Annotated in this window: 24 protein-coding genes and 1 riboswitch; of the genes, 13 read left to right on the forward strand and 11 right to left on the reverse strand. The window is 68.7% G+C overall.

Annotated elements, in window-relative coordinates:
- The first annotated feature begins 196 nt into the window (after positions 1–196).
- Complete coding sequence (locus tag ACIOHP_RS32920) at positions 197–454, forward strand: WhiB family transcriptional regulator (protein ID WP_016639615.1); 258 nt, start codon at positions 197–199, stop codon at positions 452–454.
- A gap of 181 nt (positions 455–635) precedes the next feature.
- Here the strand turns inward: ACIOHP_RS32920 and ACIOHP_RS32925 are convergent, their stop codons facing one another.
- Both ACIOHP_RS32925 and ACIOHP_RS32930 read right to left on the reverse strand, forming a co-directional pair.
- Positions 636–2,102, reverse strand: a complete 1,467-nt coding sequence (locus ACIOHP_RS32925) for a PAS domain-containing sensor histidine kinase (protein WP_361542817.1) — start codon at positions 2,100–2,102, stop codon at positions 636–638.
- Between the two features lie 449 nt (positions 2,103–2,551).
- Complete coding sequence (locus ACIOHP_RS32930) at positions 2,552–3,184, reverse strand: TetR/AcrR family transcriptional regulator (RefSeq protein ID WP_361542355.1); 633 nt, start codon at positions 3,182–3,184, stop codon at positions 2,552–2,554.
- A 95-nt stretch (positions 3,185–3,279) separates the two neighbouring features.
- On the opposite strand from ACIOHP_RS32930, the gene ACIOHP_RS32935 reads away from it, so the two are divergent.
- Positions 3,280–4,041: an SDR family oxidoreductase gene (locus ACIOHP_RS32935; RefSeq protein ID WP_361542358.1), complete on the forward strand. Its 762-nt coding sequence runs from the start codon at positions 3,280–3,282 to the stop codon at positions 4,039–4,041.
- A 41-nt stretch (positions 4,042–4,082) separates the two neighbouring features.
- Here the strand turns inward: ACIOHP_RS32935 and ACIOHP_RS32940 are convergent, their stop codons facing one another.
- Positions 4,083–5,153 (reverse strand): SIS domain-containing protein, encoded by a 1,071-nt coding sequence (locus tag ACIOHP_RS32940; protein ID WP_401893258.1) that lies wholly within the window; start codon positions 5,151–5,153, stop codon positions 4,083–4,085.
- A gap of 234 nt (positions 5,154–5,387) precedes the next feature.
- Here ACIOHP_RS32940 and nagB point away from each other — a divergent pair, with 234 nt between their 5' ends.
- Positions 5,388–6,173, forward strand: a complete 786-nt coding sequence (gene nagB, locus ACIOHP_RS32945) for a glucosamine-6-phosphate deaminase (protein WP_401893259.1) — start codon at positions 5,388–5,390, stop codon at positions 6,171–6,173.
- Between the two features lie 137 nt (positions 6,174–6,310).
- Here the strand turns inward: nagB and ACIOHP_RS32950 are convergent, their stop codons facing one another.
- From ACIOHP_RS32950 to ACIOHP_RS32965, 4 genes are all read right to left on the reverse strand, one after another.
- Entirely contained in the window at positions 6,311–7,795 is a 1,485-nt protein-coding gene (locus ACIOHP_RS32950; protein WP_401893261.1) for a glycoside hydrolase family 3 protein, read from the reverse strand.
- A 9-nt stretch (positions 7,796–7,804) separates the two neighbouring features.
- Positions 7,805–8,680, reverse strand: a complete 876-nt coding sequence (locus ACIOHP_RS32955; protein WP_401893263.1) for a carbohydrate ABC transporter permease — start codon at positions 8,678–8,680, stop codon at positions 7,805–7,807.
- On the reverse strand, positions 8,677–9,666 hold the full coding sequence (locus tag ACIOHP_RS32960; protein WP_361542373.1) for a sugar ABC transporter permease: 990 nt from the start codon (positions 9,664–9,666) through the stop codon (positions 8,677–8,679). Before ACIOHP_RS32960 ends, ACIOHP_RS32955 begins: the two co-directional genes overlap by 4 nt.
- Before the next feature lie 76 nt (positions 9,667–9,742).
- Positions 9,743–11,026 carry an extracellular solute-binding protein gene (locus ACIOHP_RS32965; protein WP_361479656.1) on the reverse strand — a complete coding sequence of 428 codons (1,284 nt, stop codon included), beginning with the start codon at positions 11,024–11,026 and terminating at the stop codon, positions 9,743–9,745.
- 321 nt (positions 11,027–11,347) lie between these two features.
- On the opposite strand from ACIOHP_RS32965, the gene ACIOHP_RS32970 reads away from it, so the two are divergent.
- The 9 genes from ACIOHP_RS32970 to ACIOHP_RS33010 all read left to right on the forward strand — a co-directional run bounded on the left by ACIOHP_RS32970 (position 11,348) and on the right by ACIOHP_RS33010 (position 21,265).
- Entirely contained in the window at positions 11,348–12,112 is a 765-nt protein-coding gene (locus tag ACIOHP_RS32970) for a GntR family transcriptional regulator (RefSeq protein WP_307026037.1), read from the forward strand.
- 88 nt (positions 12,113–12,200) lie between these two features.
- Positions 12,201–14,339, forward strand: a complete 2,139-nt coding sequence (locus ACIOHP_RS32975) for a carbon starvation CstA family protein (protein ID WP_401893265.1) — start codon at positions 12,201–12,203, stop codon at positions 14,337–14,339.
- Complete coding sequence (locus tag ACIOHP_RS32980) at positions 14,311–14,511, forward strand: YbdD/YjiX family protein (RefSeq protein ID WP_046260443.1); 201 nt, start codon at positions 14,311–14,313, stop codon at positions 14,509–14,511. Before ACIOHP_RS32975 ends, ACIOHP_RS32980 begins: the two co-directional genes overlap by 29 nt.
- Before the next feature lie 138 nt (positions 14,512–14,649).
- Positions 14,650–14,907: a DUF3311 domain-containing protein gene (locus tag ACIOHP_RS32985; RefSeq protein WP_401893268.1), complete on the forward strand. Its 258-nt coding sequence runs from the start codon at positions 14,650–14,652 to the stop codon at positions 14,905–14,907.
- Complete coding sequence (mctP, locus tag ACIOHP_RS32990; protein WP_401893269.1) at positions 14,904–16,514, forward strand: monocarboxylate uptake permease MctP; 1,611 nt, start codon at positions 14,904–14,906, stop codon at positions 16,512–16,514. Before ACIOHP_RS32985 ends, mctP begins: the two co-directional genes overlap by 4 nt.
- A 73-nt stretch (positions 16,515–16,587) precedes the next feature.
- Positions 16,588–17,091 carry a GNAT family N-acetyltransferase gene (locus tag ACIOHP_RS32995; RefSeq protein ID WP_401893271.1) on the forward strand — a complete coding sequence of 168 codons (504 nt, stop codon included), beginning with the start codon at positions 16,588–16,590 and terminating at the stop codon, positions 17,089–17,091.
- Positions 17,092–17,168: 77 nt separating this feature from the next.
- A riboswitch (cobalamin riboswitch) is annotated at positions 17,169–17,251 on the forward strand.
- A gap of 148 nt (positions 17,252–17,399) precedes the next feature.
- Positions 17,400–19,769, forward strand: coding sequence for a ribonucleoside-diphosphate reductase subunit alpha (locus ACIOHP_RS33000; RefSeq protein ID WP_401893273.1), 2,370 nt, complete (start codon positions 17,400–17,402; stop codon positions 19,767–19,769).
- Positions 19,769–20,779: a ribonucleotide-diphosphate reductase subunit beta gene (locus ACIOHP_RS33005; RefSeq protein WP_361542394.1), complete on the forward strand. Its 1,011-nt coding sequence runs from the start codon at positions 19,769–19,771 to the stop codon at positions 20,777–20,779. Before ACIOHP_RS33000 ends, ACIOHP_RS33005 begins: the two co-directional genes overlap by 1 nt.
- Before the next feature lie 60 nt (positions 20,780–20,839).
- Positions 20,840–21,265, forward strand: coding sequence for a hypothetical protein (locus tag ACIOHP_RS33010; RefSeq protein WP_401893275.1), 426 nt, complete (start codon positions 20,840–20,842; stop codon positions 21,263–21,265).
- Here ACIOHP_RS33010 and ACIOHP_RS33015 read toward each other — a convergent pair.
- Positions 21,232–21,450, reverse strand: coding sequence for a hypothetical protein (locus tag ACIOHP_RS33015; RefSeq protein WP_361542400.1), 219 nt, complete (start codon positions 21,448–21,450; stop codon positions 21,232–21,234). The genes ACIOHP_RS33010 and ACIOHP_RS33015 overlap by 34 nt on opposite strands.
- Positions 21,451–21,542: 92 nt before the next feature.
- Here ACIOHP_RS33015 and ACIOHP_RS33020 point away from each other — a divergent pair, with 92 nt between their 5' ends.
- The gene (locus ACIOHP_RS33020) at positions 21,543–22,508 is read left to right on the forward strand and encodes a helix-turn-helix domain-containing protein (protein WP_266888224.1); all 966 of its coding nucleotides are present in this window, start codon (positions 21,543–21,545) and stop codon (positions 22,506–22,508) included.
- Between the two features lie 4 nt (positions 22,509–22,512).
- Here the strand turns inward: ACIOHP_RS33020 and ACIOHP_RS33025 are convergent, their stop codons facing one another.
- From ACIOHP_RS33025 to def, 3 genes are all read right to left on the reverse strand, one after another.
- Complete coding sequence (locus ACIOHP_RS33025) at positions 22,513–23,889, reverse strand: cytochrome P450 (RefSeq protein WP_361542403.1); 1,377 nt, start codon at positions 23,887–23,889, stop codon at positions 22,513–22,515.
- The gene (gene cyc1, locus ACIOHP_RS33030; RefSeq protein ID WP_401893278.1) at positions 23,886–24,971 is read right to left on the reverse strand and encodes an epi-isozizaene synthase; all 1,086 of its coding nucleotides are present in this window, start codon (positions 24,969–24,971) and stop codon (positions 23,886–23,888) included. Before cyc1 ends, ACIOHP_RS33025 begins: the two co-directional genes overlap by 4 nt.
- Before the next feature lie 290 nt (positions 24,972–25,261).
- Positions 25,262–25,912, reverse strand: coding sequence for a peptide deformylase (gene def, locus ACIOHP_RS33035; protein ID WP_361542409.1), 651 nt, complete (start codon positions 25,910–25,912; stop codon positions 25,262–25,264).
- Between the last annotated feature and the right edge of the window lie 74 nt (positions 25,913–25,986).

The raw sequence follows: 25,986 nt of genomic DNA on the forward strand, positions 1-25,986 counted from the left end.
CGCTGAGGTTTGCGAGTCTCTACGTGGCGATCGGGACAGCCCGCAACACCGGCTCCACAGATCACCGGAACCCCTCATCAAAACCCAGGACCACGCCGGGGAAACCTGACGTTCGGCCCTTCACTTGTTGAGGGATTCGTGAAAGCGTTCACATTCACAAGCAACTTGCATGTAATACCAAGGAGAGGTAGCAGCCATGGACTGGCGTCACAACGCCGTTTGCCGCGAGGAAGACCCCGAGCTCTTCTTCCCCATCGGCAACACCGGTCCTGCGCTGCTGCAGATCGAGGAAGCCAAGGCCGTCTGCCGCCGCTGCCCCGTCATGGAGCAGTGCCTGCAGTGGGCGCTCGAGTCCGGCCAGGACTCCGGCGTCTGGGGTGGTCTCAGCGAGGACGAGCGTCGCGCCATGAAGCGCCGCGCCGCCCGCAACCGGGCCCGTCAGGCTTCTGCCTGACGCACCCACCCCGCCTGAGCTTGGCGGCGCGTACAGCGAGTACGCATCTCCCGCCCCCGAGCCGCAGCGCGCAGTACCCCCGATGCGCAGCACAAGCTGCCAACGAGCATTCGAGCCCCGGACCACTTCAGGTCCGGGGCTTCTTGCTGTGCCCGTTTACTGAACACAGCGCGTTTCACTCCTACTTGTTCGCGCTCACCGGAACGTCCAGGATCACCCGGGTGCCACCCTCCGGTGCCGGAACCATGTCGAACGTGCCGCCCAACTCGCCCTCGACCAGCGTCCGGACGATCTGAAGACCGAGGTTGCCGCCGGTGTGCGGGTCGAAGCCCTCGGGCAGACCGACCCCGTCGTCCTGGACCGTGACGAGGAGGCGGGCATCCTTGGTCGTACCGCCACGGACGGCCGAGACCTCGACCGTGCCGGTCTCGCCCTCGCGGAAGCCGTGTTCCAGGGCGTTCTGGAGGATCTCGGTCAGCACCATCGACAGCGGGGTGGCGACCTCGGCGTCGAGGATGCCGAAGCGGCCGGTGCGCCGGCCGGCGACCTTGCCGGGCGAGATCTCCGCGACCATCGCCAGGACCCGGTCGGCGATCTCGTCGAACTCCACGCGTTCGTCCAGGTTCTGAGACAGCGTCTCGTGCACGATCGCGATCGACCCGACCCGGCGCACCGCCTCTTCCAGGGCTTCGCGGCCGCGATCGGACTCGATGCGGCGGGCCTGGAGGCGCAGCAGCGCGGCGACCGTCTGGAGGTTGTTCTTCACCCGGTGGTGGATCTCCCGGATGGTCGCGTCCTTGGTGATCAACTCGCGCTCGCGGCGCCGCAGTTCGGTGACGTCCCGGAGCAGGACCAGCGAACCGATGCGGGTGCCCTTGGGCTTCAGCGGGATCGCCCTGAACTGGATGACCCCGTCACCCGACTCGATCTCGAACTCGCGCGGCGCCCAGCCGCTGGCGACCTTGGCGAGCGCCTCGTCCACCGGGCCGCGGGTGGGGGCGAGTTCGGCGGTGGTCATGCCCAGGTGGTGGCCGACCAGGTCGGAGGCGAGGCCGAGACGGTGGTAGGCGGACAGCGCGTTCGGGGAGGCGTACTGGACGACACCGTCGGCGTCGAGGCGGATCAGGCCGTCGCCGACGCGTGGGGCGGCGTCCATGTCCATCTGCTGGTTCGCGAACGGGAAGGAACCGGCCGCGATCATCTGCGCGAGGTCCGACGCGCTCTGCAGATACGTCAGTTCGAGACGGCTCGGGGTGCGCACGGTGAGCAGGTTGGTGTTGCGCGCGATGACACCGAGGACGCGCCCCTCCCGTCGTACGGGGATCGACTCGACCCGTACGGGGACCTCTTCGCGCCACTCCGGGTCGCCCTCGCGCACGATCCGGCCCTCGTCGAGCGCGGCGTCGAGAAGCGGGCGGCGGCCGCGTGGGACGAGATGGCCGACCATGTCGTCCTGGTACGAGGTGGGGCCGGTGTTGGGGCGCATCTGCGCCACCGACACATACCGGGCGCCGTCCCGGGTGGGCACCCACAGCACGAGGTCGGCGAAGGAGAGGTCGGAGAGCAGTTGCCACTCCGACACCAGCAGATGGAGCCACTCGAGGTCGGAGTCGTCGAGGGCGGTGTGCTGGCGGACCAGTTCGTTCATGGAGGGCACGTGTGCGAGCGTACCTGGCGGTATGTGGATGGCCTAAAAGCGCCGGGGGTCGTACGGCCCCGCGCACCGGCCCGGCCCGGACGGGCCCTGAGAACACCCGCGGGCCGCGGCGCCTGAGAGGGACCCTCAACCCTCTCGGCACCGCAGCCCGGAGCAACAACGGCCGCGGGGTGTGCGGTCCCGGTCGGCCGAAGGATGAGGAGCCGGGGCAGTCAGGGCAGAGAGCACCGGTTCCTCGGTCCGCCTTCCTGTGCGGGGAAGACGGAAGTCTGTGTATTCAGTTCTCTGCAACGCATTGTGGACTAGACCACTCGATGTGTCCATGCGTTGGAGGCTGTTCGTTGTTGTCAGTTCTCCGAGGGTCCCCGAAGCGGCTCGACCCCCGCTGGAGAACTGATCGGACGCCCTAGCATCCACCACGCAGCCTAACCCGTGTGGGTTCATGTGCGGGGCCAGATGGCCATGGCAATTTCCGCGAGCGCCTCCAGTTCCGCCCGGCTCGCCCCGTCGCGCGCCTGTTGGGACATGCCGTTGATGATCGCCCCGGTGTGACGGGCGAGCGCGGCGGCGTCGACGCCGGGCGGGAGCGCGCCGGTGGCGATGTCCGCCCGGATACGACTCTCGAAGGCGGCGATGGTGGCGTTGCGCCGGTCGCGCAGGGAGTCGGCGACCTCCGGGGTCGTGCAGTTGATGGCCGCGTGGGCGATGAGGCAGCCGTGCGGGCGCTCCGGGTCCGTGTACCGGGCGGCGGCTTCCCGCAGGGTCCGCTCCACCACGGCGCGGGCCGTGGGCTCCTCGGCGAGGGCCCGGTCGGCGAAGGCCGCGTAGCGGGCGGTGTAGACGCGGACGGCTTCGTCGAAGAGGGAGCGCTTGTCGCCGAAGGCGGCGTAGAGACTCGGGGCGCCGATGTCCATGACCCGGGTGAGGTCGGAGACCGACGTGGCCTCGTAGCCGTGCTCCCAGAAGGCGAGGATCGCCTTCTCCAGGGCGGTCTCCCGGTCGAAGGAACGGGGCCGGCCGCGGGGCCTGGCCACGGGTGCGGTCTTCGCCTTCGTCTCCTCGCTGCTCACCATGGAGTGCATTTTATAGCGGGTGCTAGAGAATTGCCGGCACCCTGTTGTACGGTCTTTCTGTATCGACCGCTAGGGAATTGCGAGGGGGCGTCGGCATGGGTGGCACGGGTGTGCTCGCGGGCAGGACGGCACTGGTCACGGGGGCGAGCAGGGGGATCGGGCGGGCGGTGGCCGAGCGGCTGGCGCGCGACGGGGCGCGGGTCGCCGTGCACTACGGCAGCAATGAGGCGGCGGCGAAGGAGACGGTCGCCGCGATCGGAGCGGCGGGCGGGAACGCCTTCGCGATCCGGGCCGAGCTGGGCGTGCCCGGCGACGCGGAGTCCTTGTGGGAGGCCTTCGACCGGCAGGCGCGGGGACTGGACATCCTGGTCAACAACGCGGGCATGGCCCTCTTCGCGACCGTCGAGGAGACGGACGAGGAGCTCTACGACCGGACGCAGGCGGTCAACGCCAGAGCGCCGTTCTTCATCGTCAAGCACGGCCTGCGGCGACTGCGCGACCACGGCCGGATCATCAACGTCACGGCGGCGACGGACGCCGCCATCTCCCCCATCGCCGCCACCCACATGGCCAAGGGAGCCGTGACGACCCTGACCCGCTCCCTCGCGGCCGAGCTGGCACCGCGCGGCATCACCGCCAACTCGGTCGGGCCCGGCTTCATCGACACCGACCTGACGAGCGCGGCCCTGGCCGACCCCGCTATACGCGCGCACGCGGAGTCCGTGTCGGTCTTCCGGCGCGTCGGCACCCCGTCCGACGTGGCCGATGTGGTGGCCTTCCTGGCGTCACCGGACTCCCGCTGGGTCACGGGGCAGCACATCGACGCGACCGGGGGGTCCTTGCTGAGCCTGCACTAGCTCCCCGGCCGGTCCCGCACCGGCCGTCAGCGGGCACCCTGTCAGCGGGTCTCCGTCACCTTCGCCAGGGCCCGCGGCGCGTCCGGGTCCTGGCCGCGGGCGATCGTGACCTCGTAGGCGAGGAGTTGCAGCGGGATGATCTCCAGGACGGGCTGGAGCTCCTCGGCGATGCCCTCGGTGGGCAGGACGAAGCCGGCCGACGCCTGCTCGACCTGGTCGGCGGGGCCGATGACGACCAGGTCGGCGCCCCGGCCGCGCAGTCGGTCGAGGACGGGCTGGAGAGCCTCACCGCCCTTGCCGTCGGTGACGACCGCGATGACCGGTGAGACGTTGTCGACCATGGCGAGGGGGCCGTGCAGAAGGTCGGCTCCGGAGTAGGAGAGGGCGGGGATGTAGCTGGTCTCCATCAGCTTGAGGGCGGCCTCCTTGGCCGTGGGGTAGCCGTAGCCGCGCGAGGTGATCACCATGCGCTCGGCGAAGCGGTAGCGGGAGGCGAGGGCGCGGATCTCGTCCTGCCGGGCGAGGAGCCGCTCGGCGAGGTCGGGCAGGGTTTTCGCGGGGGCGCCGTCGCCGCCGCGCAGGCCCTCGACGAAGAGATAGAGCGCGAGGAGGGAGGCGGTGTAGGTCTTGGTCGCGGGGAGGGCCTTCTCCGGTCCGGCCATGATGTCGACATGGTACTCGGAGACGCCGGCCAGTGGCGAGTCGGGGTTGTTGGTGACGGCGAGGGTGATCGCGCCGGCCTCGCGGGCGGCCCGGGTCGAGGCCACGAGGTCCGGGGAGCCGCCGGACTGACTGACGGTGACGACCAGGACGTCGGTGAGGTCGGGGCGGGCGCCGTAGGCGGTGGTGGTCGACATCGAGGTCAGACCGCAGGGCAGGCCGAGGCGGATCTCCAGGAGGTACTTGGCGTAGAGCGCCGCGTTGTCGGAGGTGCCGCGGGCGGTGAGCAGGACGAAGCGGGGGTTGCGGGCGGCGATCTCCTGGGCGACCTGCCGGATGGCGGGGGCGCCCTCCTCCAGGATCCGGCGGAGCACGGCAGGCTGCTCGGCCATCTCGCGGGCCATGATCCGGCCGGGGAGGTCGCTCTGGGGCTCCGATGTCGTGGCGGTCATGCGGGGGTCCTCCCGGGTGGGGCCGTGCGTCCGGTTCTCGATCGGCCAGTGGCCTCTCCCATTCCACTCCCCCGGGCGCCAGGACGCCTGTGCGGGGTGCGGATCCGTCCGTCCCGGCATCTCGTCCACACCTGTTCGCGGCCGTCTCGTACGGGCCGCTTCACCTGGGCAGGGAAGGCTGATTCTGTTAAATTGGTCTAAACCACACAGCCCTTTCAGAACGGCAGGCCCAGCGTGGAAGTTGTCATCGTTCCGGACGCCAAGTCGGGTGGCGAGCTCATCGCCGAGGCCATGGCGCAGCTCCTGCGGCGCAAGCCCGACGCGCTGCTCGGCGTGGCCACCGGCTCGACTCCGCTGCCGATCTACCAGGCGCTGACGGCGAAGGTGCGGGCCGGTGCGGTGGACGTCTCGCGGGCGCGGATCGCCCAGCTCGACGAGTACGTGGGGCTTCCTGCCGAGCATCCGGAGTCGTACCGGTCGGTGCTGCGGCGCGAGGTGCTGGAGCCGCTGGGGATCGGGATGTCCTCCTTCATCGGGCCGGACGGTACGGCGGAGGACGTTCAGGGGGCGTGCGAGGCGTATGACGCGGCGCTGGCGAACGCCGGTGGTGTGGATCTGCAGTTGCTCGGGATCGGGACCGACGGGCACATCGGGTTCAACGAGCCGTGTTCCTCACTGGCCTCGCGGACCCGGATCAAGACGTTGACCGAGCAGACTCGGGTGGACAACGCGCGGTTCTTCGACGGGGACATCTCACAGGTGCCGCATCACGTGATCACCCAGGGGATCGGGACGATCCTGGAGGCCCGTCATCTGGTGCTGCTCGCCACGGGTGAGGGGAAGGCGGACGCGGTGGCGGCGACGGTGGAGGGACCGGTCGCCGCGGTGTGTCCCGCGTCGGCGTTGCAGTTGCATCCGCATGCGACGGTTGTGGTCGACGAGGGTGCCGCGTCCAAGTTGAAGCTGGCGGACTACTTCCGGCACACGTTCGCCAACAAGCCGGAGTGGCAGGGGATTTAGCGGAGTCTCGTCTGCCGGGTTCGGTTTGCTGCCGGGTGCGGGTCCGATGTGGCTGATCGCGCAGTTCCCCGCGCCCCTCAACGCAATACAGGCGCCGGTTCCCTTCCGAGGAACCGGCGCCTGTCTTGTCGTAGCGGCTACTCGCCCGCGATGACTTCCGCCGCCGCCCTGCCGCACACTCTCGCCGCGCCGTGCGTCGCGATGTGCAGGGCGCCGCGTGCGGGGGCCTGGGGGACGCCCATCTCGACCACGATCGTGTCCGGGCGGCTGCGGAGGACGCTGTCCAGGGCTGCCGTCATCCAGGGGTGGCGGTGTTCGTCGCGGACGACGGCGACGATACGGCGCCGCCCCGCTGCCGCCAGTGCGGCCATGCCGGCGCCCTCGCCCGCGAAGCTGCCCGTTTCCGTGCCGGGCAGCAGGCGGGTGAGCTCCGCGGCCACGCCCCACGGGGTCTCGTCGCCCACCGCGAAGTTGGCGACCGGGGTGAAGGCGGCGACATAGGGCGGTTCGGTGAGGGGGGCGGGGTTCACGCCGGTCAGGGTGAGGGCTCGGCGGGCTGCGCGGAGGCCCACCTCCGGGTCCGGCTCGGCCTGCGGGTCGGCCGCCGATGCCGCCGCCGTCCAGCGGGCCAGGGAGCGGACGCGTTCCGCCGCGTCCGCCAGGCGCTCCTCGGGGAGCTCGCCCGAGCGGACCGCCGACACCAGCGCGTCGCGCAGCCGTCGTACCGTCTCGTCGTCCGCCAGGCCGCCGCCCACGCAGATCGCGTCCGCGCCGGCGGCGACGGCCAGCACGCTGCCGCGTTCGATGCCGTAGGTGCCCGCGATGGCCCGCATCTCCATGCCGTCGGTGACAATCAGGCCCTCGTAGCCGAGTTCGCCGCGAAGGAGGTCCGTCAGCACCTTGTGGGACAGCGTCGCCGGGTGCTCGGGGTCCAGGGCCGGCACCAGGATGTGGGCGCTCATCACCGCGCGGGAGCCGGCGGCGATCGCGGCGCGGAACGGGGAGAGTTCACGGGACATCAGGACCGGGAGGTCCACGTCGATGCGCGGCAGGGCGTGGTGGGAGTCGATCGCCGTGTCGCCGTGGCCCGGGAAGTGCTTCGTGCAGGCGGCGACCCCGGCCGACTGAAGGCCCGTGACGTAGGCGGCCGTGTGCCGGGCGACCAGGTCCGCGGAGGCGCCGAAGGAGCGGACGCCGATCACCGGGTTGTCCGGGTTCGAGTTCACGTCGGCCGACGGGGCCCAGTTCAGGTTGACCCCGCAGGCGGCGAGGCGGCGGCCCAGTTCGAAGGCCACCTCGCGCGTGAGGTCCACGTCGTCGACCGCGCCGAGTGCGTGGTTGCCGGGGAAGGAGGAGCCCGTCCGCACCTCCAGGCGCGTGACGTCGCCGCCCTCCTCGTCGATGGCGACCAGGACGTCGTCACGTTCGGCGCGCAACTGGGCGGTGAGGGCGGACAGTTGGTCCGGGGAGCTGATGTTGCGGCCGAACAGGCCCACCGAGGCGAGCCCCTCCCCCAGGCGGCGCAGCAGCCAGTCGGGGGCGGTGGTGCCGGTGAAACCGGGCTGGAGGACGGTCAGGGCGTCGCGGGTGAGCGTGTCCGTTCCGCTGGCGAAAGTCGTCATCGGGTGGCGTTATCCCTTCACCGCGCCGGCGGTCAGGCCCGCGGCCATCTTGCGCTGGACGAGGAGGAACAGGACGACGATCGGCACGGCCATCAGGGTGGATCCGGCCATCATCGGGGCGTATTCGGTGCCGTGCTTGGTGGTGAAGTTGCCCAGCCAGACGGTCGCCGTCTGGTTCTCCTGGCTGAGCAGCATGAGGGCGTAGAGGTACTCGTTCCAGGCCTGGATGAAGCCGTAGACCGAGGTGGCGACCATGCCGGGGGCGAGGAGCGGGAAGACCACGCGCAGGAACGCGGTCGTGCGGGAGCAGCCGTCCACCATCGCCGCCTCCTCCAGCTCCTTGGGGATGTTGACGATGAAGCCGCGCAGCGTCCACACCGTGAAGGGGAGGATGAAGGTCAGATAGGTGAGGACCAGGCCGGACAACCGGTCGTACTGGCCGAGGTCGTTGAGCAGCAGGAAGACCGGGATGATCATCGCGACCAGCGGGACCATCTGGACCGCCAGGATGCCGACGATCACGATCTTGCGGCCGCGGAAGGCGAACCGGGAGATGGCGAGCGCGGCCAGCAGGCCGATGACGACGCCGATCGCCACCACCGAGAGGGACACGACGAGGCTGCGGCCGACCGGGCCCCAGAAGTCGGCGATGTTCAGCGCCCGGTCGAAGTTGGAGAACGTGATGCCGGTGGGCAGCAGGCTCGGGTCCGGGTCGATGGCGTCCTTGGCCGGCTTGAACGCCGTGTTGAGCATCCAGTAGACGGGGAAGCCGGCGGTGACGAAGACGAGGAGACCGAGGAGGTTCCAGCCGGCCTTGGACTTCCGGCGCCCCGAACGGCCCTTCGAGCCGCGCCCCGACGTGGCGATCGCGCTCATGCTGGTCATTCGACGTCTCCGATCTTCAGCATCTGACGCATGTAGACCGCGACCACGCCCAGCAGGAGCAGCACGGTGAGCAGGGCGATCGCCGAGCCCTGGGCGTAGTCGTTGACCACGAAGGCGCGGTCGTAGGAGTAGGTGGTGAGGAGCTGGAACTCGGCCTCCGGATGCCCGTTGCGCATCACGAAGACCTGCGGGAAGACGCCCATGTCCCAGATGACCGAGAGGGTCGTGAGCATCACGATGATCGGCTTGAGGATGGGGAGGGTGACGAAACGGAACACGCCCCAGGCGCCCGCGCCGTCGAGGCGGGCCGCCTCCTCCAGTTCGGCCGGGACCTGGGTGAGCCCGGCGCTGAGGGTGATCACGACGAAGGGGACGGCTCCCCAGACCACCAGCAGCATGATCACGGCCAGGCCCTGCGGTCCGCTCGCGAACCAGTTGTGGCCGACCATCTCGACCCCGGGCAACTTGCTGAGCAGCGCGTTGAGGATGCCGTAGTCCGCGTCGAAGAGCCACTTGAAGACGGTGGTGGCGACGATGATCGGCATGCCCCAGCTGGCCACGAGGGCGATGTTGACGAGGGTCTTCACCCAGCCGGAGACCCGCTGGAGCAGCAGCGCGATCAGCATGCCGGCGACCATCGTGAAGATGACACAGCCGGCCGCGAAGACGACCGTGCGCACGACGACCGCCCAGAACTCGCCGTCGCCCAGCACCTTGCTGAAGTTGTCGAACCCGACCGACTCGGCCGGCTTGAAGCCCCACAGCTGGGACTGCCCGAACTCCTGGAAGGACAGGGTGACCAGGCGGACCAGCGGATAGCCGAGGACGAGCGCCAGGATCAGCAGACAGGGGGCGAGCAGCAGCCAGGGGGTGCCGGCTCCGCCGGAGCTGCGTCTTCCGGCCGGCTTCTTCCGCACGGCCGGTGCTGGTGGTGGTGACTGCCGCGCCGGCGGCACTTTGGCAGTGGTCGTGTCTGCGGCACTCATCCGCGCGCTCCTCAGCGGTCCCTCAGGTCGTACGAGAAGCAGGGCCCCGTCACGCTCAACGGGGCCCCGCCGGTGGTCACTTGGTGTTGATGACCTTGTCGATCGCGGCGTCCGCCTCCTTCGCGGCGTCCTCGACCGACTTCTTGCCGGTGCCGATGGACTGCAGCATGGTCTGCAGGACCTGGGCCTTCTCGACCTGGCCCCAGCCGGGCGCCATCGGGACGAACCAGTTGGACTCGGCCGCGGTGGCCGGGACCGCCGTCGCCGGGTCGTTCTTCAGGGTGGCGAGGTCGGTCTTGTTGTTGGGCAGGTTGCCCTTGGCCATCAGGCCCTTCTGACCGGCGGAGCCCGTGAAGGCGTTGATCCACTCGGCGGCGACGGCCTGCGCGTCGGACTTCACCGGCACGGCGAGGTCGGAGCCGCCCAGGAAGACGGGGAGGTTCTTGCCGGACGGGCCGGGCATCACGAAGTTCTCGACGTTGCCCTCGAGCTTGCCGGTCTTGTCGTTCTCCTTGGCCGCGGCGGTGGCGCCCTCCCATGCGGGAGCGAAGATCATGCCGGACTTGCCCTGGCCGTAGACGATGTAGCGGTCGGACTCGTCCTTGGTCTTGTCGCCGTGCATGTACGTGTCGACGACGTTCTGGAACGCCTTCAGGCCCTTGACGGACTCGGGCGAGGAGAGGTTGGCCTTCCACTGGCCGCCGGACTCGACCGCGATGGAGCCGCCGGCGTCGTAGACGAAGGACATGGCCGCGTACCAGTCACGGGTGGGCTGGTACCAGGCGTTGAACTTGTCGCCCTCCTTCTTCTGGACCTTGTCCAGGGCGGCGGTGAGCTCGTCGTACGTCTTCGGCGTGGACTTGACGCCGACCGAGGCGAAGAGGTCCTTGCGCCAGTTGGCGACGCGGCCACCGGCGTAGTACGGGACACCGTAGGTCTTGCCGTCGTAGGTCACCGAGGCCTTGAGGCCGTCCAGCCAGGCGTCCGAGCTGTCGAACTTCGCCGGGTCGACGGGCGCGAAGGCGCCCTTGACCATGTAGCTCAGCATCTCGGTGTTGCCCATCTCGACCACGTCGGGGGCCTTGTCGGTGGCGAGGACCGCGTCGAGCTTGGCGTTCTTGTCCGGCCAGCCGTAGTACTCGTGCTTGATCTTGATGCCCGGGTGCTTCTTCACGATCGCCGCGTCGGCGGCCTTCACCAGCTCGGGCCAGTTGTTCTGCGCGTCCACGGTGAGCCAGACGGTCAGTTCCTTGGCGTCGGCGCCGCTGTTGTCCGAGCTGCCGCTGTCACTGTCCCCACATGCCGCGATGGAGACCATCATGCCCGCGATACCGATCGCGGCTATCAGCTTGCGCTTCACGCCACCCTCCTCAGGGATGCCACAAACCCCCCTGCCTCCCCGCACGAGCGTTGGGCCGGGACCTGGACCAATGGTGTAGACCAGTACCGGGAGCTTGGACCAGACCAGGAAGCCTGTCAAGGGTGTCCGAATAGGCTCTGACCAGCCGTTATCCGACCTACATATGCAAGAACCTTTAAGTAAGAAGCCAGCGAAATCAGCTCCGCCGGAGTACTGTCTTCCACTAGACCACCTGGGGCTATGGACTAGACCAAAAGAGGCGGCGACGGTATACAGAAGGGATCACGATGTGACCCGCATCCGGAGCCGGGAAGGCAGAGCATGACTACCGACGTCAGCAGTGCGGAGAACGAGGGCGGGGCCGGCGTCCGTACCGCGCGCGTGCCCAAGTACTACCGCCTGAAGAAGCACCTGCTCGACATGACGGAGACGCAGTCGCCGGGTACGCCGGTCCCGCCCGAGCGCACCCTGGCCGCGGAGTTCGACACCTCGCGCACGACCGTCCGCCAGGCCCTGCAGGAGCTCGTCGTCGAGGGCCGCCTCGAACGCATCCAGGGCAAGGGCACCTTCGTCGCCAAGCCGAAGGTCTCCCAGGCGCTCCAACTCACCTCGTACACCGAGGACATGCGCGCCCAGGGCCTCGAACCCACCTCGCAGCTCCTGGACATCGGCTACATCACCGCCGACGACCGCCTCGCCGAGCTCCTCGACATCACGGCCGGCGGCCGGGTGCTGCGCATCGAGCGCCTCCGTATGGCGAACGGCGAGCCGATGGCCATCGAGACGACCCACCTGAGCGCCAAGCGCTTCCCGGCGCTGAGGCGCAGCCTCGCGAAGTACACCTCCCTCTACACCGCGCTCGCCGAGGTCTACGACGTCCATCTCGCCGAGGCCGAGGAGACCATCGAGACCTCGCTGGCCACTCCCCGCGAGGCCGGCCTGCTCGGCACCGACGTGGGCCTGCCGATGCTGATGCTGTCCCGCCACTCGCTGGACCGCGACGGGCAGCCGGTGGAGTGGGTGCGGTCGGTGTACCGCGGGGACCGGTACAAGTTCGTGGCGAGGCTCAAGAGGCCTGTCGACTAGCGGGCTTGCAATACCGCACGCGGTGTAGCGCGACCGCGCATCCTGCTCTACGGTCCTCCCGTCTCCGTATGGACGGGAGGACCGCGCTGTGCGTACCGCGAACGTCCGAACCATCGCCATCTGGACCGTCGTCGCGCTGATCGCCGCCACCGGCTGGGCCGTGCTCGCACTCTCCCGCGGCGAGGACGTCTCCGCCGCCTGGATGGTCGCGGCCGCCCTCGGCTCGTACGCGATCGGCTACCGCTTCTACTCGAAGTTCATCGCCTACAAGGTCCTCAAGGTCGACGGGACCCGGGCCACCCCGGCCGAACGCCTCGACAACGGCATCGACTTCCACCCCACCGACCGGCGCGTGCTCCTAGGTCACCACTTCGCGGCGATCGCCGGCGCCGGACCGCTCGTCGGCCCCGTGCTGGCCGCGCAGATGGGCTATCTGCCCGGCACGATCTGGATCATCGTGGGCGTGATCTTCGCGGGCGCCGTCCAGGACATGGTGGTGCTGTTCTTCTCGACCCGACGCGACGGCCGCTCGCTCGGCCAGATGGCCCGCGAGGAGATCGGCCCGTTCGGCGGCGCGGCAGCCCTCATCGCCGCCTTCGCCATCATGATCATCCTGCTCGGTGTGCTGGCCCTGGTCATCGTCAACGCCCTCGCGCAGTCGCCCTGGGGCACCTTCTCCATCGCGATGACCATCCCGATCGCCCTGCTCATGGGCTTCTATCTGCGGGTCCTGCGCCCCGGCCGGGTCGCCGAGGTCTCGCTCATCGGTGTGGCGCTGCTGCTGTTCGCCCTGGTCGCGGGGCGCTGGGTCGCGGAGTCCTCGTGGGCCGGCACCTTCACCCTCGCGCCCTCGACGCTGGTCGTCTGGCTGGTGGCATACGGCTTCATCGCCTCGATCCTGCCGGTGTGGATGCTGCTCGCACCGCGCGACTACCTCTCCACCTTCATGAAGATCGGCACGATCTTCCTGCTCGCGCTCGGTGTCGTCGTCTCCCTGCCGACTCTGAAGATGGACGCGGTCACCGACTTCGCCTCGCGCGGCAACGGCCCTGTCTTCGCGGGGTCGTTGTTCCCCTTCGTCTTCATCACCATCGCCTGCGGCGCCCTGTCCGGCTTCCACTCCCTCATCTCCTCCGGCACCACGCCGAAGATGATCCAGAAGGAGACGCAGGTCCGGATGATCGGCTACGGCTCCATGCTGATGGAGTCGTCGGTCGCCGTGATGGCGCTGGTCGCGGCGAGCATCATCGACCCGGGCCTGTACTTCGCGATGAACGCGCCCTCGGGAGCGATCGGCACGACCGTGCAGGAGGCCTCGCGGGTGGTGACCGGGTGGGGCTACGCGATCTCCCCCGACGATCTGGCCCGGGCGGCCGAGCGGGTCGAGGAGTCGTCGCTGCTGTCCCGGACCGGCGGGGCGCCCACCCTGGCCATCGGTGTCTCGGAGATCTTCTCCAAGGTCACCGGCGGGAGCCTGAGGGCCTTCTGGTATCACTTCGCGATCATGTTCGAGGCGCTGTTCATCCTGACCGCGCTCGACGCCGGCACGCGCGTGGGCCGGTTCATGCTCCAGGACATGCTGGGCAACGTCATCAAGCCCTTCAAGAACATCGGTTGGAAGCCCGGCCTGGTCATCACCAGCGCGATCGTGTGCGGTCTGTGGGGCTACTTCCTCTGGGTGGGCGTCCACGAACCCCTCGGCGGGATCAACCAGCTGTTCCCGATCTTCGGTATCTCCAACCAGCTCCTCGCCGCCGTCGCCCTGGCCGTCTGCACCACGCTGCTCGTGAAGTCCGGACGCCTCAAGTGGGCCTGGATCACCGGGATCCCGCTCGCCTGGGACGCCACGGTCACGCTGACCGCGAGCTGGCAGAAGGTGTTCTCCAGCGACCCCAAGGTCGGCTTCTTCAAGCAGCGGCAGATCTTCCAGGACGCCATCGACCGGGGCGAGGTGCTGCCGCCCGCCAAGACCATGGACGACATGCGCACCGTGGTCACCAACTCCACGGTGGACGGCGTACTGACGGCCGTCCTCGCGCTGCTGATCGTCGTGGTGATCGCCGACGCCCTGCGGGTCTGCGTCCGGCACATACGCCGTCCCGCGCTCTCCACGCTCAGCGAGTCGCCGTACGTCGAGTCGAAACTCGTCGCCCCGGCCGGGCTGTTCCCGACCCGGGAGGAGAAGGAGGAGGCACGCCATGAGGTCGGCACTGCGGCGCGCACTTAGGGGTGTGCGCTGGTACGTGCGTGAGCTGACCGACGAGTCGGCGTACGACCGTTATGTCGCGCACGTCCGCCGGGACCACCCGCAGGCGGACGTGCCGACCCGGCGGGCGTTCGAGCGGATGCGGACGGACCGCCAGGAGGCGGATCCGCGCCAGGGGTTCCGCTGCTGCTGACACCGTTGTCGGGCCTGTTGTCGGACCTTCACGGAATCGACATACCGATATGCGGACGAGGTCTTCCTCTCCTGTCACACCGTGACCTACATTGCCTGCGCGTTACACGGTGATCAGTGAGGGGATCGGAGCCGCCGTATGTCAACAGATTCGCCCGAGGCCGGACCACCGGTGGTGACACCCACGCGGGTCGTCATCGCCCTGTGCCTCCTGGCACCGTTCGTCGCCATGCTGTGGGTCGGCTCGTACGCCAAGGTGGACCCCACGTTCATCGGCATCCCGTTCTTCTACTGGTACCAGATGCTGTGGGTGCTCATCTCCACCGCGCTGACGATGGTCGCGTACAAGCTGTGGCAGCGTGACCAGCGCGCCCGCCGGGAAGGTGCCTCCAAGTGAACGACGGCGTGAACGGCGTGGCACTCGCCGTCTTCATCATCTTCTTCCTGGCCGTCACGGTCATGGGCTTCCTGGCCTCGCGCTGGCGCAAGGCCGAGAACGAACACACGCTGGACGAATGGGGCCTGGGCGGCCGGTCGTTCGGCACCTGGATCACCTGGTTCCTGCTCGGCGGCGACCTCTACACGGCGTACACCTTCGTCGCCGTACCGGCGGCGATCTACGCGGCGGGCGCGGCCGGCTTCTTCGCGGTGCCGTACACGATCCTCGTCTACCCGCTGATCTTCACCTTCCTGCCCCGCCTCTGGTCGGTCTCCCACAAGCACGGCTATGTGACGACGTCCGACTTCGTGCGCGGCCGGTGGGGCTCCAAGGGCCTGTCGCTGGCGGTGGCCGTCACGGGCATCCTGGCGACGATGCCCTACATCGCCCTCCAACTCGTCGGCATCCAGGCGGTGCTGGACGTCATGGGCGTCGGCGGCGGGGAGGACACCAACTGGTTCGTCAAGGACCTCCCGCTGCTCATCGCCTTCGGTGTGCTGGCGGCGTACACCTACTCCTCGGGTCTGCGCGCCCCCGCGATGATCGCGTTCGTGAAGGACACGCTGATCTACATCGTCATCGCGGTGGCGATCATCTACATCCCGATCAAGCTGGGCGGGTTCGACGAGGTCTTCGGCGCGGCGAACGACAAGTACACCGCAGCCAAGGCGGGCGGCCTGGTCCCGCCCGAGGCGGGCCAATGGACGTACGCCACGCTGGCGTTGGGCTCCGCGCTCGCGCTGTTCATGTACCCGCACTCGATCACCGCGACGCTCTCCTCCAAGAGCCGTGAGGTGATCCGCCGCAACACCACGATCCTGCCGCTGTACTCGCTGATGCTGGGCCTGCTCGCCCTGCTGGGCTTCATGGCCATCGCGGCCGGTGTCGACGTCACCAACCCGCAGTTGGCGATCCCGCAGCTCTTCGAGGACATGTTCCCGAGCTGGTTCGCGGGCGTGGCCTTCGCGGCGATCGGCATCGGCGCGCTGGTGCCGGCGGCGATCATGTCCATCGCGGCCGCGAACCTCTTCACCCGCAACATCTACAAGGACTTCATCAAGCCGGACGCGACGCCGCAGCAGGAGACGAAGATCTCCAAGCTGGTCTCGCTGCTGGTGAAGGTAGGGGCCCTGATCTTCGTCCTCACCATGGACAAGACGGTCGCCATCAACTTCCAGCTCCTGGGCGGCATCTGGATCCTCCAGACCTTCCCGGCGCTGGTCGGCGGCCTGTTCACCCGCTGGTTCCACCGCTGGGCGCTGCTCGCGGGCTGGGCGGTCGGCATGGTCTACGGCACGGTCGCGGCGTACGGCGTGGCCTCCCCCACACAGAAGCACTTCGGCGGCTCGTCGAAGGAGATCCCGGGCATCGGCGAGATCGGCTACATCGGTCTGACGGCGTTCGTGCTCAACGTGGCGGTCACGGTGGTCCTCACGTTCGTCCTGAGGGCCGCGAAGGCCCCCGAGGGCATCGACGAGACCCGCCCCGAGGACTACACGGCGGACGCGGGCGACCCGGGCGTACAGGTGGAGCTGCCGCCGGCGACCGCGGGTTCCGCTCACTGAGGGTCACGGTGATCGGCGGGCCGCCGGAATATCCGGCGGCCCGTCGGCGTGCGGGTCGGGCACACTCGCCCTCATGGACATCGAGATCCGGGCAGCGGACCCCACCGAATACGACGCGATCGGCGAGATCACAGCCCAGGCCTACCTCCTGGACGGCCTCCTCACCTTCGGCGAGAGCGACTGGTACCTGGGCGAGTTGAGAGACGTCGCCAAACGAGCCGCGGCGGCCGAGGTACTCGTGGCCCTCCTCGGCGACGAGCCGATCGGCACCGTCACCTACGTCCCCGCCGGCGGCCCCATGGCGAACCTCGCCCGTCCCGGAGAGGCCGAGATCCGCATGCTGGCCGTGTCCCGCGCGGCCCGCGGCAGAGGAGCCGGCGAAGCCCTCGTCCGCGCCTGCGTCGACCGGGCGAAAGCCGCCGACGGCTGCACGGGCATGGTCCTGTCGACCCAGCAGATCATGCACGCCGCGCACCGCGTCTACGAACGCCTCGGCTTCACCCGCGTCCCCGCGCGCGACTGGAACCCGATCGAGGGCGTGGAGTTCACGCTCCTCACCTACGAGTTGACTCTCTGAAGTCGCCGCGACACAACATCTAGGGGTGCCAACTGAACCCGGCACAAGATGTATGCTCATGCTCGCTGTCGCCGCAGGGGAATCCGGTGCGAATCCGGAACTGTCCCGCAACGGTGTACTCATGTGTGCATAAGCGCATATGAGAGTCAGTCCGAGGACCTGTCGACAGTGTGCCCAGGCCGCCGTGGCCCGGGTGCCAAGACGTCCGGGCCTCGTGGAGTGGGCCGGTGGACGCGACGCCCCGTGCGCTCGTGTGCTGCCCCCTGCCCTCCGCAAGGCCCCCGTGCCGAGCGAGGGAGAGCCCCCACGTGACCATCGCGCCAGTCGACCCGGCTTCAGTGACGCAGGCGGAGACCGACGGTCCCGGTACCGCGCTGCTGCGGACCCTGACCGAGCTGACCGCCGACCTCCCCGACGCCGACCCCGGACGGGTCGCCGCCGCCGCGCTGCGCGGCCGGTCCGCCCGGGCCGACGAGTCGGAGCTGCGCGAGCTGGCGACCGAGGCGGCCGCGGGGCTGATCTCCGAGGACCCCGCCTACTCCCGGCTCGCCGCCCGGCTGCTGACGATCAGCATCGCCGCCGAGGCCGCCTCCCAGGGCGTCACGACCTTCACCGAGTCGGTCGCGGTCGGCCACCGTGAGGGCCTGATCGCGGACCGCACGGCGGAGTTCGTCCGGGTGCACGCCGCGCGGCTCGACGCCTTGATCGACGTGCACGCAGACGACCGCTTCGGCTACTTCGGTCTGCGCACCCTGCACAGCCGTTACCTCCTGAGGCACCCGATCACGCGCCAGGTCATCGAGACCCCCCAGCACTTCATGCTCCGGGTGGCGTCCGGCCTCGCCGAGGACGACACGGCCAGGGCCATGGACGAAGTCGCCGCGCTCTACCGGCTCATGAGCCGCCTCGACTACCTGCCCTCCTCCCCCACGCTCTTCAACTCCGGCACCCGGCACCCCCAGATGTCGTCCTGCTACCTCCTCGACTCCCCGCTGGACGAGCTGGACTCCATCTACGACCGCTACCACCAAGTCGCCCGTCTCTCGAAGCACGCCGGCGGCATCGGACTGTCGTACTCCCGCATCCGCAGCCGCGGTTCGCTGATCCGCGGCACCAACGGGCACTCCAACGGCATCGTCCCGTTCCTGAAGACGCTCGACGCCTCGGTCGCCGCCGTGAACCAGGGCGGCCGGCGCAAGGGCGCGGCCGCGGTCTACCTGGAGACCTGGCACTCCGACATCGAGGAGTTCCTGGAGCTGCGGGACAACACCGGTGAGGACGCCCGGCGTACCCACAACCTGAACCTCGCGCACTGGATCCCGGACGAGTTCATGCGCCGGGTGAACGCCGACGGCCAGTGGTCCCTGTTCTCCCCCGCCGACGTGCCCGAGCTGGTGGACCTGTGGGGCGCGGAGTTCGACGCGGCGTACCGCGAGGCGGAGGCGAAGGGCCTCGCCAAGAAGACCATCCCGGCCCGTGACCTGTACGGCCGCATGATGCGCACCCTCGCGCAGACCGGCAACGGCTGGATGACCTTCAAGGACGCAGCCAACCGCACCGCCAACCAGACGGCCGAGGCGGGCAGCGTCGTCCACTCGTCCAACCTGTGCACGGAGATCCTGGAGGTGACCGACGACGGGGAGACGGCGGTCTGCAACCTGGGGTCCGTCAACCTCGGCGCGTTCGTGCTCGGCGACGACATCGACTGGGAGCGGCTGGACGAGACCGTCCGCACCGCCGTCACCTTCCTCGACCGGGTCGTCGACATCAACTTCTACCCGACCGAGCAGGCGGGCCGTTCCAACGCCCGCTGGCGGCCGGTGGGCCTGGGTGCGATGGGCCTCCAGGACGTCTTCTTCAAGCTGCGGCTGCCCTTCGACTCCCCGCAGGCCAAGGCGCTCTCCACCCGGATCGCCGAGCGCATCATGCTCGCCGCGTACGAGGCCTCCGCCGACCTGGCCGAGCGCAACGGCCCGCTGCCGGCGTGGGAGAGGACCCGTACCGCGAAGGGTGTCCTGCACCCCGACCACTACGACGTGGAGCTCACCTGGCCGGAGCGCTGGGCGGCGCTGCGGGAGCGTATCGCCGCGGTCGGCATGCGCAACTCCCTGCTGCTGGCGATCGCCCCCACGGCCACCATCGCGTCCATCGCGGGCGTGTACGAGTGCATCGAGCCGCAGGTCTCGAACCTCTTCAAGCGCGAGACGCTGTCCGGTGAGTTCCTCCAGGTCAACTCCTACCTGGTTGCCGAGTTGAAGAAGCTCGGCGTCTGGGACGCGCAGACCAGGGAGGCGCTGCGCGAGTCCAACGGCTCGGTGCAGGGCTTCACCTGGGTGCCGCAGGACGTCCGCGACCTGTACCGCACGGCGTGGGAGATCCCGCAGCGCGGCCTGATCGACATGGCGGCGGACCGGACCCCGTTCCTCGACCAGTCGCAGTCCCTGAACCTGTTCCTGGAGACGCCGACCATCGGCAAGCTCTCCTCGATGTACGCGTACGCCTGGAAGCAGGGTCTGAAGACGACGTACTACCTGCGCTCGCGCCCGGCGACGAGGATCGCCCGCGCGGCCCAGGCGCAGGCCCAGCCCGAGAAGACCGTCCCCGTCCAGCAGGTGACCTCCGAAGAGGCCCTCGCCTGCTCCCTGGAAAACCCCGAGTCCTGCGAGGCCTGCCAGTAATGCCCAGCAACCAGAACCTGCTCGACCCCGGCTTCGAGCTGACTCTGCGCCCCATGCGCTACCCGGACTTCTACGAGCGCTACCGGGACGCCATCAAGAACACCTGGACCGTCGAGGAGGTCGACCTCCACTCGGACGTCGCCGACCTGGCGAAGCTGTCCGAGGGCGAGCAGCACATGATCGGCCGCCTGGTGGCCTTCTTCGCGACGGGTGACTCGATCGTCGCGAACAACCTGGTCCTGACCCTCTACAAGCACATCAACTCCCCGGAGGCGCGCCTGTACCTGTCGCGCCAGCTCTTCGAGGAGGCCGTGCACGTCCAGTTCTATCTGACCCTTCTGGACACCTACCTCCCCGACCCGGAGGACCGCGCGGCCGCGTTCGACGCGGTGGAGAACATCCCCTCCATCCGCGAGAAGGCCGAGTTCTGCTTCAAGTGGATGGACTCAGTCGAGAAGCTGGACCGCCTGGAGACGAAGGCCGACCGCCGCCGTTTCCTCCTCAACCTGATCTGCTTCGCCGCGTGCATCGAGGGCCTGTTCTTCTACGGCGCCTTCGCCTACGTCTACTGGTTCCGCAGCCGGGGCCTGCTGCACGGCCTCGCCACCGGCACCAACTGGGTGTTCCGGGACGAGACCATGCACATGTCCTTCGCGTTCGAGGTCGTCGACACCGTCCGCAAGGAGGAGCCGGAGCTCTTCGACGACGAGCTCAAGCAGCAGGTCGTCGACATGCTGAAGGAGGCCGTCGAGGCCGAGCTGCAGTTCGGGCGCGACCTGTGCGGTGAGGGCCTGCCGGGCATGAACACCGAGTCGATGCGGCAATACCTCGAGTGCGTCGCCGACCAGCGCCTGACCCGCCTCGGCTTCGCCCCGGTCTACGGCTCCGAGAACCCCTTCTCCTTCATGGAGCTGCAGGGCGTCCAGGAGCTGACCAACTTCTTCGAACGGCGGCCGTCCGCGTACCAGGTCGCCGTGGAGGGCACGGTCGACCTGGACGAGGACTTCTGACCGAGGATCGTGGATCCCTCCTCGCCGCTGTTACGTCACAACGGTGAGGAGGGATTCTTCATGCGCCGTATCGCGACTCTCGCCGTCACAGCCCTGCTGCTGACCGGGTGCGGAACCCAGACCGGCGGCGACCGAGGCGACAGCGGTGACTCCGTGTCGCCGTCGCCTTCCGGCTGTACGTCCGTACCCGAACTCCACGCCGCCGACAGCGGCCGCACGGTCTGCCTGACGGTGGGCGGCACGGTCCGGGTCGCCCTGGACGGGGCGAAGAACCGGCCATGGACACCGGTCACCACCAAGGGCAGCGGCCTGAAACCCACCAACAGCGGCATCGTGCTGCTACCGGGCGACGCGAACGCCGCGTTCGAGGCGGAGTCGCAGGGCACGGTCCGGCTCGGTTCCTCCCGCCCGCTGTGTGCCACCGAGGCCGGACGGGTCGCGTGCCAGGGGATTCAGGAGTGGTGGGTCACCGTGGTGGTGAAGTAGCCCTGCCGGCGAGCAGCGCGCCCCGCGTTCGGACGAGCGTGCTCCCGGCCCAGCTCTGCCTCCCTGATCTCACGGTCGATCCGGCGGTCGCGGGCGATGCCGATCACGGCGGGGGTGACCAGCAGGACCAGGATTGCGAGAACGATGAGCATTCCGATCAGTCCCTCTGTCTGTGCGGTAGTCATGACACCACTGTCGCGCCGGACACTCCTTACCGACAGTGGCAGGACTGCCGTACAACCTCGATTTACTGCCACTTCCGAGGCATACTGACACCATGCTGAAAAACGTGGCGGCCGTTCTGCTCGACGGTGTGCACCCCTTCGAACTCGGGGTGATCTGCGAGGTGTTCGGCATCGACCGCAGCGACGAGGGGCTGCCGACGTACGACTTCGCGGTCGCCTCGGCGGAGGGCCCGTCGCTGACCACCCATGTCGGCGGCCTCACCGTGGGCACGCCGTACGGTCTCGAGCGGCTGGAGGAGGCCGATCTGATCGCGGTGCCGGCGGGGGCGGACTATGTCGTGCGCGACTATCCGCCCGAGCTGCTCGACGCGCTCAGGAGGGCCGTCGACCGGGGCGCCCGGGTGCTCAGCGTCTGCTCCGGCGTCTTCGTGCTCGGCGCCGCCGGACTCCTCGACGGGCGGCGCTGCAGTGTGCACTGGCGGCAGGCGGACGAGCTCGCCGTACGCAACCCGCGGGCGGTCATCGAGCCCGACGTCCTGTACGTCGACGAGGACCCGGTGATCACCTCCGCCGGCACCGCCGCCGGCATCGACGCCTGTCTGCACATCGTGCGCAAGGAACAGGGACCCGAGGTCGCCAACAAGATCGCCCGACGCATGGTCGTACCCCCGCACCGGGACGGCGGACAGGCGCAGTACATCGAACGGCCCCTGCCGAAGAACTCGTGCGACACCGTCGGCGAGGTGCTGGTGTGGATGGAGCACCACCTCGACGAGGACGTCACCGTCGAGCAGCTCGCCGACCGCGCCCATATGTCCCCGCGCACCTTCGCCCGCCGCTTCCAGCAGGAGACGGGCACCACCCCCTACCGCTGGATCCTGCGCCAGCGCGTGCTGCTGGCCCAGCGGCTGCTGGAGGGCACCGACGAGACGGTGGACGCGGTCGCGGGCCGAACCGGGTTCGGCACCGCGGCCGCACTGCGCCACCAGTTCGTCCGGGCGCTGGGGACCACCCCGAACGCCTACCGAAGGGCGTTCAGGGGGCCCGAAGCGGCCTGAGCGGTCACCTCGCGACGGGCCGCAGCAGCAGCTTGTGCGGGCGGAGCGTGATGCCCACCCGCGTCCCGTCGTCGGAGCCCGACACCTGCTCGAAGCGGTACTTGGTCGCGACCGCCGCCGTGATCAGCGACAGCTGCGCCATCGAGAAGTGGTCGCTGGGGCACTTGCGATTGCCCACGCTGAACGGGCTCATGGCGTATTTCGGCACCTCCTTCACCCGCTCGGGAAGCCAGCGGTCGGGGTCGAACTCCAGGTTGCCCTTGTACGACTTCGCATCGCGCTGGATCGCGTACGGGCTGTACACGATGTCGGCACCGGCCGGAATGCGATACCCACCGAGTTCCGTGTCGGCGACCGCCCGGCGCGTCAATATCCACACGGCGGGGCGCAAACGCATGGCCTCGACGACGACATTGTTCGTGTGGGTCAGCGCCCGGACATCCTCGAATGCGACAGGACGGCCGCCCGTTACGGATTGAACCTCCTCGCACACCCTGTCCGCGTGTTCCGGATGTTCCGCGAGCACTTGGAGCAGCCACATGATCGTGGAGGCCACTGTTTCACTGCCCGGGGTGAGTATGGCGACCACCTGGTCGTGGATCTCCTGTTCCCCGATGGGGTCGCCATTGTCGTCCTTCGCCTCCAGCAATGCCGTCAGCAAATCGTCCGGCTTTTGACCAGATGCGCGGCGCTCGGCGACGATCTCGTCGACCAGCAGATGCAAATCGGCCAGGGCCGCGTTGAATTTGCGGTTGGGCGGCAGGGGGAGGTTGTACAGCGGTCCGAGCGGGACGACCATCCGCCGGTACATGCCCCGGAAGACGGTGGCGAGCGCGACGCACAGCCGCTCGGCCCGCTCGTCCATGAAGTCGCCGCGCAGCAGACAGCGGGCCGCGATGCGCACCGCCACCCGGAAGGACTCGGAGGTGCAGTCGATGGTCTCCCCGACCTGCCAGCGCGTCGTCAGCGCGTGTGCCTCCTCCTCCATGATCGCCCCGTATCCGGGTATCGCGTCCAGCCGGAAGGCGGGCTGGATGGTACGGCGCTGCCGCCGGTGCCGCGGACCGTTGGCGGTGGCCACGCCCTCCTTGCCGAGCAGGCCCTCCAGGGACTGCCACAGCGGCCCGTCGATGACGTAGTCGGGGTTGAGTGCCATGGCCCCGGTGAGGGCCGGCGTGGTGACGGCGTACACCGTCTTGGGGCCGAGCTTGAGGCGTACGACATCGCCGTGGTCACGCAGCTGGGACATGAAGGCCAGCGGATCCCGCAGCAGTTTCAGCCCGTGCCCGAGGACCGGAACGGCCCCTCCCGCGAGGACCGGCTCACGCGGCCCGGGCTCCGGTGTCATCGGGGCTTCGGGCTTCACAGACTCGACGGTCATTTCTCACCTGCCGCTTCGTTGTTGACGTACGGGGGTGTGGACCGGTCGTCCCAGCTGTCGACCATGTAGCGGCCGGACTCGTGGTGGAACCAGTAGACGGTGCTGAACCAGTTGCGCATATTGCCGACGCAGGCCCGCACGGTGGCGCTCAGGTCTTTTCCGCGCAGGGTTCCGTCGTCGAGCGATGCGGCGAACCGCAGGGCCGCTTTTTCGGCGACCAGGAATTCAATGATGCATTTCTCGACCCGGCGCCGGACTTCCCTTATTGCCTCTTCGAGTGTCAGACCCTCGTGTTTGATGAGGCTGATTCCGAGATTGTGGACCTCGTCGCCCGCTATTTCCTTCGGCAGCGAACAGAGGTCGTTGTACCAGGCGGCGAATTCCTGGCTCAGGAGTGCCGCCCGCCGATATGCCGGGTGTTTCCTCACCCGGTCCGGGAGTTCCCGGCCCGCGCTCGGCTCCAGCAGATCGGTCCAGATCCAGTGCGCGAAAGTGAGGCGCCGCAGTGCGAGGTATTCCTCGACGGTCGGCACGATGCCTTCGGTGCGGTTGCGGAATTCCCGGTCGTACGCCTCGATCACCGAGTGGAAGTGCCGGGCGAACCGTGCGTTCCATGTGCCGGGCAGGAACGCGTACAGCCGCACCATGGTGTCGGCGAACGCGGCGACCAGGGGATCCTCGTGGTGCAGGTGCTCCCCGGGGGAGTCGAGTGCCGCGTGCAGCCGGTACCTGAGCCGCCGCCAGGCACCACGCCGGTGGTGGACGATGTCACGGTCGTGCCGGTCGTCCCAGACGAAGAACCACGCGCTGTAGTCCGCTATCGCCTGGAGGACCTCGTCGGGGGCTCCCAGGTAGTAGCCCGCCATGAGGTCCGTGTAGCAAAGTCCGTCGGCATATTCCTCCACCTTGTCCGCCGGCATGAGCCGCTTTTCCAGCAGCCAGGTGCGTGTCTTCTCCTGGAGCTGGGGCCAATACGAGTGGAGCTGCCGGGGAAACGCCGCCTCGATCATCGGGAGAGAGAGCGACGGCGGGACCGCGATCGCTGTCGGTGTCGATGTGGTGCCGTGTGAGAAAGCATGCACGAACTAACCCCTCTCAGCCGCCAGTTACGCACGCCCCTCCCGCAGTGCCGGGCGTGCGCCGTTGCGTATCCCCGCACTTCCCATTCAGCACTACAACTGACCGATCTGGGAACGCATTTGCACCATTCACTACCCCACAGTGCCGAGAATCTCCCCTTGTGTGACTGGATCTGGATCACTAAGGGAGCACATGCGATCGAACGTGCGACGGACAGACGAACGGCGCCTGGTCAGCGAGGGGAACCTGAACAGACGCCGTACGCAAGGGACTTGGGTGATCCCGAGAGGTCTCAGTCGTTGGCGACCACGGGGTAGCGGGGCTCGTTCTCGGCCATCTGCCGCAGCGCGTCCTTGCGTTCACGCTTGGAGAGCCGGTCGATGTAGAGGTATCCGTAGAGGTGATCGGTCTCGTGCTGCAAACACCGAGCGAAGTACCCGGTGCCGCGGACCTTGATCGGGTTGCCCTTCTCGTCCTGCCCGGCCAGCTCCGCGTAGTCGGGGCGGGCGAGCGGCGCGTACGCGGTCGGCACGGACAGGCAGCCCTCGTTGCTGTCGTCCAGGACGCGCCGGTCGGCGGGCAGGTCGACGAGCTTGGGGTTGCAGACCACGCCGACGTGCCGCTTGCCCTCGTCGTCCATGCAGTCGTACACGAAGACCTTCAGGTCGACACCGATCTGGTTGGCGGCCAGGCCCACACCCTCGGCGGTGCGCTGCGAGGCGAACATGTCCGCCACCAGCTGGTCCAGCTCCGCGCCGAACTCGGTGACGTCCCTGCACTCCTTGTGCAGCACCGGGTTCCCGACGACGGTGATGGGCCGCGAGGTCCCACGCTCCCGCCAGCCGTTCTCCCGCTCCTCGGTCTCCTCGGTGTCGATGACGAAGCCCTCGTCGTCCACGGGGAGCACGCCCGCGTGCTGCTGATCGGTGTCCTGCTGCGCCATGACCGACGTATGCCTTCCTCAAACAAGAACGGGGGGTTGATGCTGATACAGGGTAAGGGGAGCTTGCTTTCAGG

The organism is Streptomyces sp. NPDC087859, assembly GCF_044742595.1.
In the GTDB taxonomy this organism is placed as follows: domain Bacteria; phylum Actinomycetota; class Actinomycetes; order Streptomycetales; family Streptomycetaceae; genus Streptomyces; species Streptomyces canus_F.

Excerpts from the sequence above, each read along its gene's own strand:
- ACIOHP_RS32920 (WP_016639615.1), top strand. The coding sequence starts at position 197 with ATGGACTGGCGTCACAACGCCGTTTGCCGCGAGGAAGACCCCGAGCTC.
- ACIOHP_RS32925 (WP_361542817.1), bottom strand. The coding sequence starts at position 2,102 with ATGAACGAACTGGTCCGCCAGCACACCGCCCTCGACGACTCCGACCTC.
- ACIOHP_RS32930 (WP_361542355.1), bottom strand. The coding sequence starts at position 3,184 with ATGGTGAGCAGCGAGGAGACGAAGGCGAAGACCGCACCCGTGGCCAGG.
- ACIOHP_RS32935 (WP_361542358.1), top strand. The coding sequence starts at position 3,280 with ATGGGTGGCACGGGTGTGCTCGCGGGCAGGACGGCACTGGTCACGGGG.
- ACIOHP_RS32940 (WP_401893258.1), bottom strand. The coding sequence starts at position 5,153 with ATGACCGCCACGACATCGGAGCCCCAGAGCGACCTCCCCGGCCGGATC.
- ACIOHP_RS32950 (WP_401893261.1), bottom strand. The coding sequence starts at position 7,795 with ATGACGACTTTCGCCAGCGGAACGGACACGCTCACCCGCGACGCCCTG.
- ACIOHP_RS32955 (WP_401893263.1), bottom strand. The coding sequence starts at position 8,680 with ATGACCAGCATGAGCGCGATCGCCACGTCGGGGCGCGGCTCGAAGGGC.
- ACIOHP_RS32960 (WP_361542373.1), bottom strand. The coding sequence starts at position 9,666 with ATGAGTGCCGCAGACACGACCACTGCCAAAGTGCCGCCGGCGCGGCAG.
- ACIOHP_RS32970 (WP_307026037.1), top strand. The coding sequence starts at position 11,348 with ATGACTACCGACGTCAGCAGTGCGGAGAACGAGGGCGGGGCCGGCGTC.
- ACIOHP_RS32980 (WP_046260443.1), top strand. The coding sequence starts at position 14,311 with ATGAGGTCGGCACTGCGGCGCGCACTTAGGGGTGTGCGCTGGTACGTG.
- ACIOHP_RS32985 (WP_401893268.1), top strand. The coding sequence starts at position 14,650 with ATGTCAACAGATTCGCCCGAGGCCGGACCACCGGTGGTGACACCCACG.
- ACIOHP_RS32995 (WP_401893271.1), top strand. The coding sequence starts at position 16,588 with ATGGACATCGAGATCCGGGCAGCGGACCCCACCGAATACGACGCGATC.
- ACIOHP_RS33005 (WP_361542394.1), top strand. The coding sequence starts at position 19,769 with ATGCCCAGCAACCAGAACCTGCTCGACCCCGGCTTCGAGCTGACTCTG.
- ACIOHP_RS33010 (WP_401893275.1), top strand. The coding sequence starts at position 20,840 with ATGCGCCGTATCGCGACTCTCGCCGTCACAGCCCTGCTGCTGACCGGG.
- ACIOHP_RS33015 (WP_361542400.1), bottom strand. The coding sequence starts at position 21,450 with ATGACTACCGCACAGACAGAGGGACTGATCGGAATGCTCATCGTTCTC.
- ACIOHP_RS33020 (WP_266888224.1), top strand. The coding sequence starts at position 21,543 with ATGCTGAAAAACGTGGCGGCCGTTCTGCTCGACGGTGTGCACCCCTTC.
- ACIOHP_RS33025 (WP_361542403.1), bottom strand. The coding sequence starts at position 23,889 with ATGACCGTCGAGTCTGTGAAGCCCGAAGCCCCGATGACACCGGAGCCC.
- def (WP_361542409.1), bottom strand. The coding sequence starts at position 25,912 with ATGGCGCAGCAGGACACCGATCAGCAGCACGCGGGCGTGCTCCCCGTG.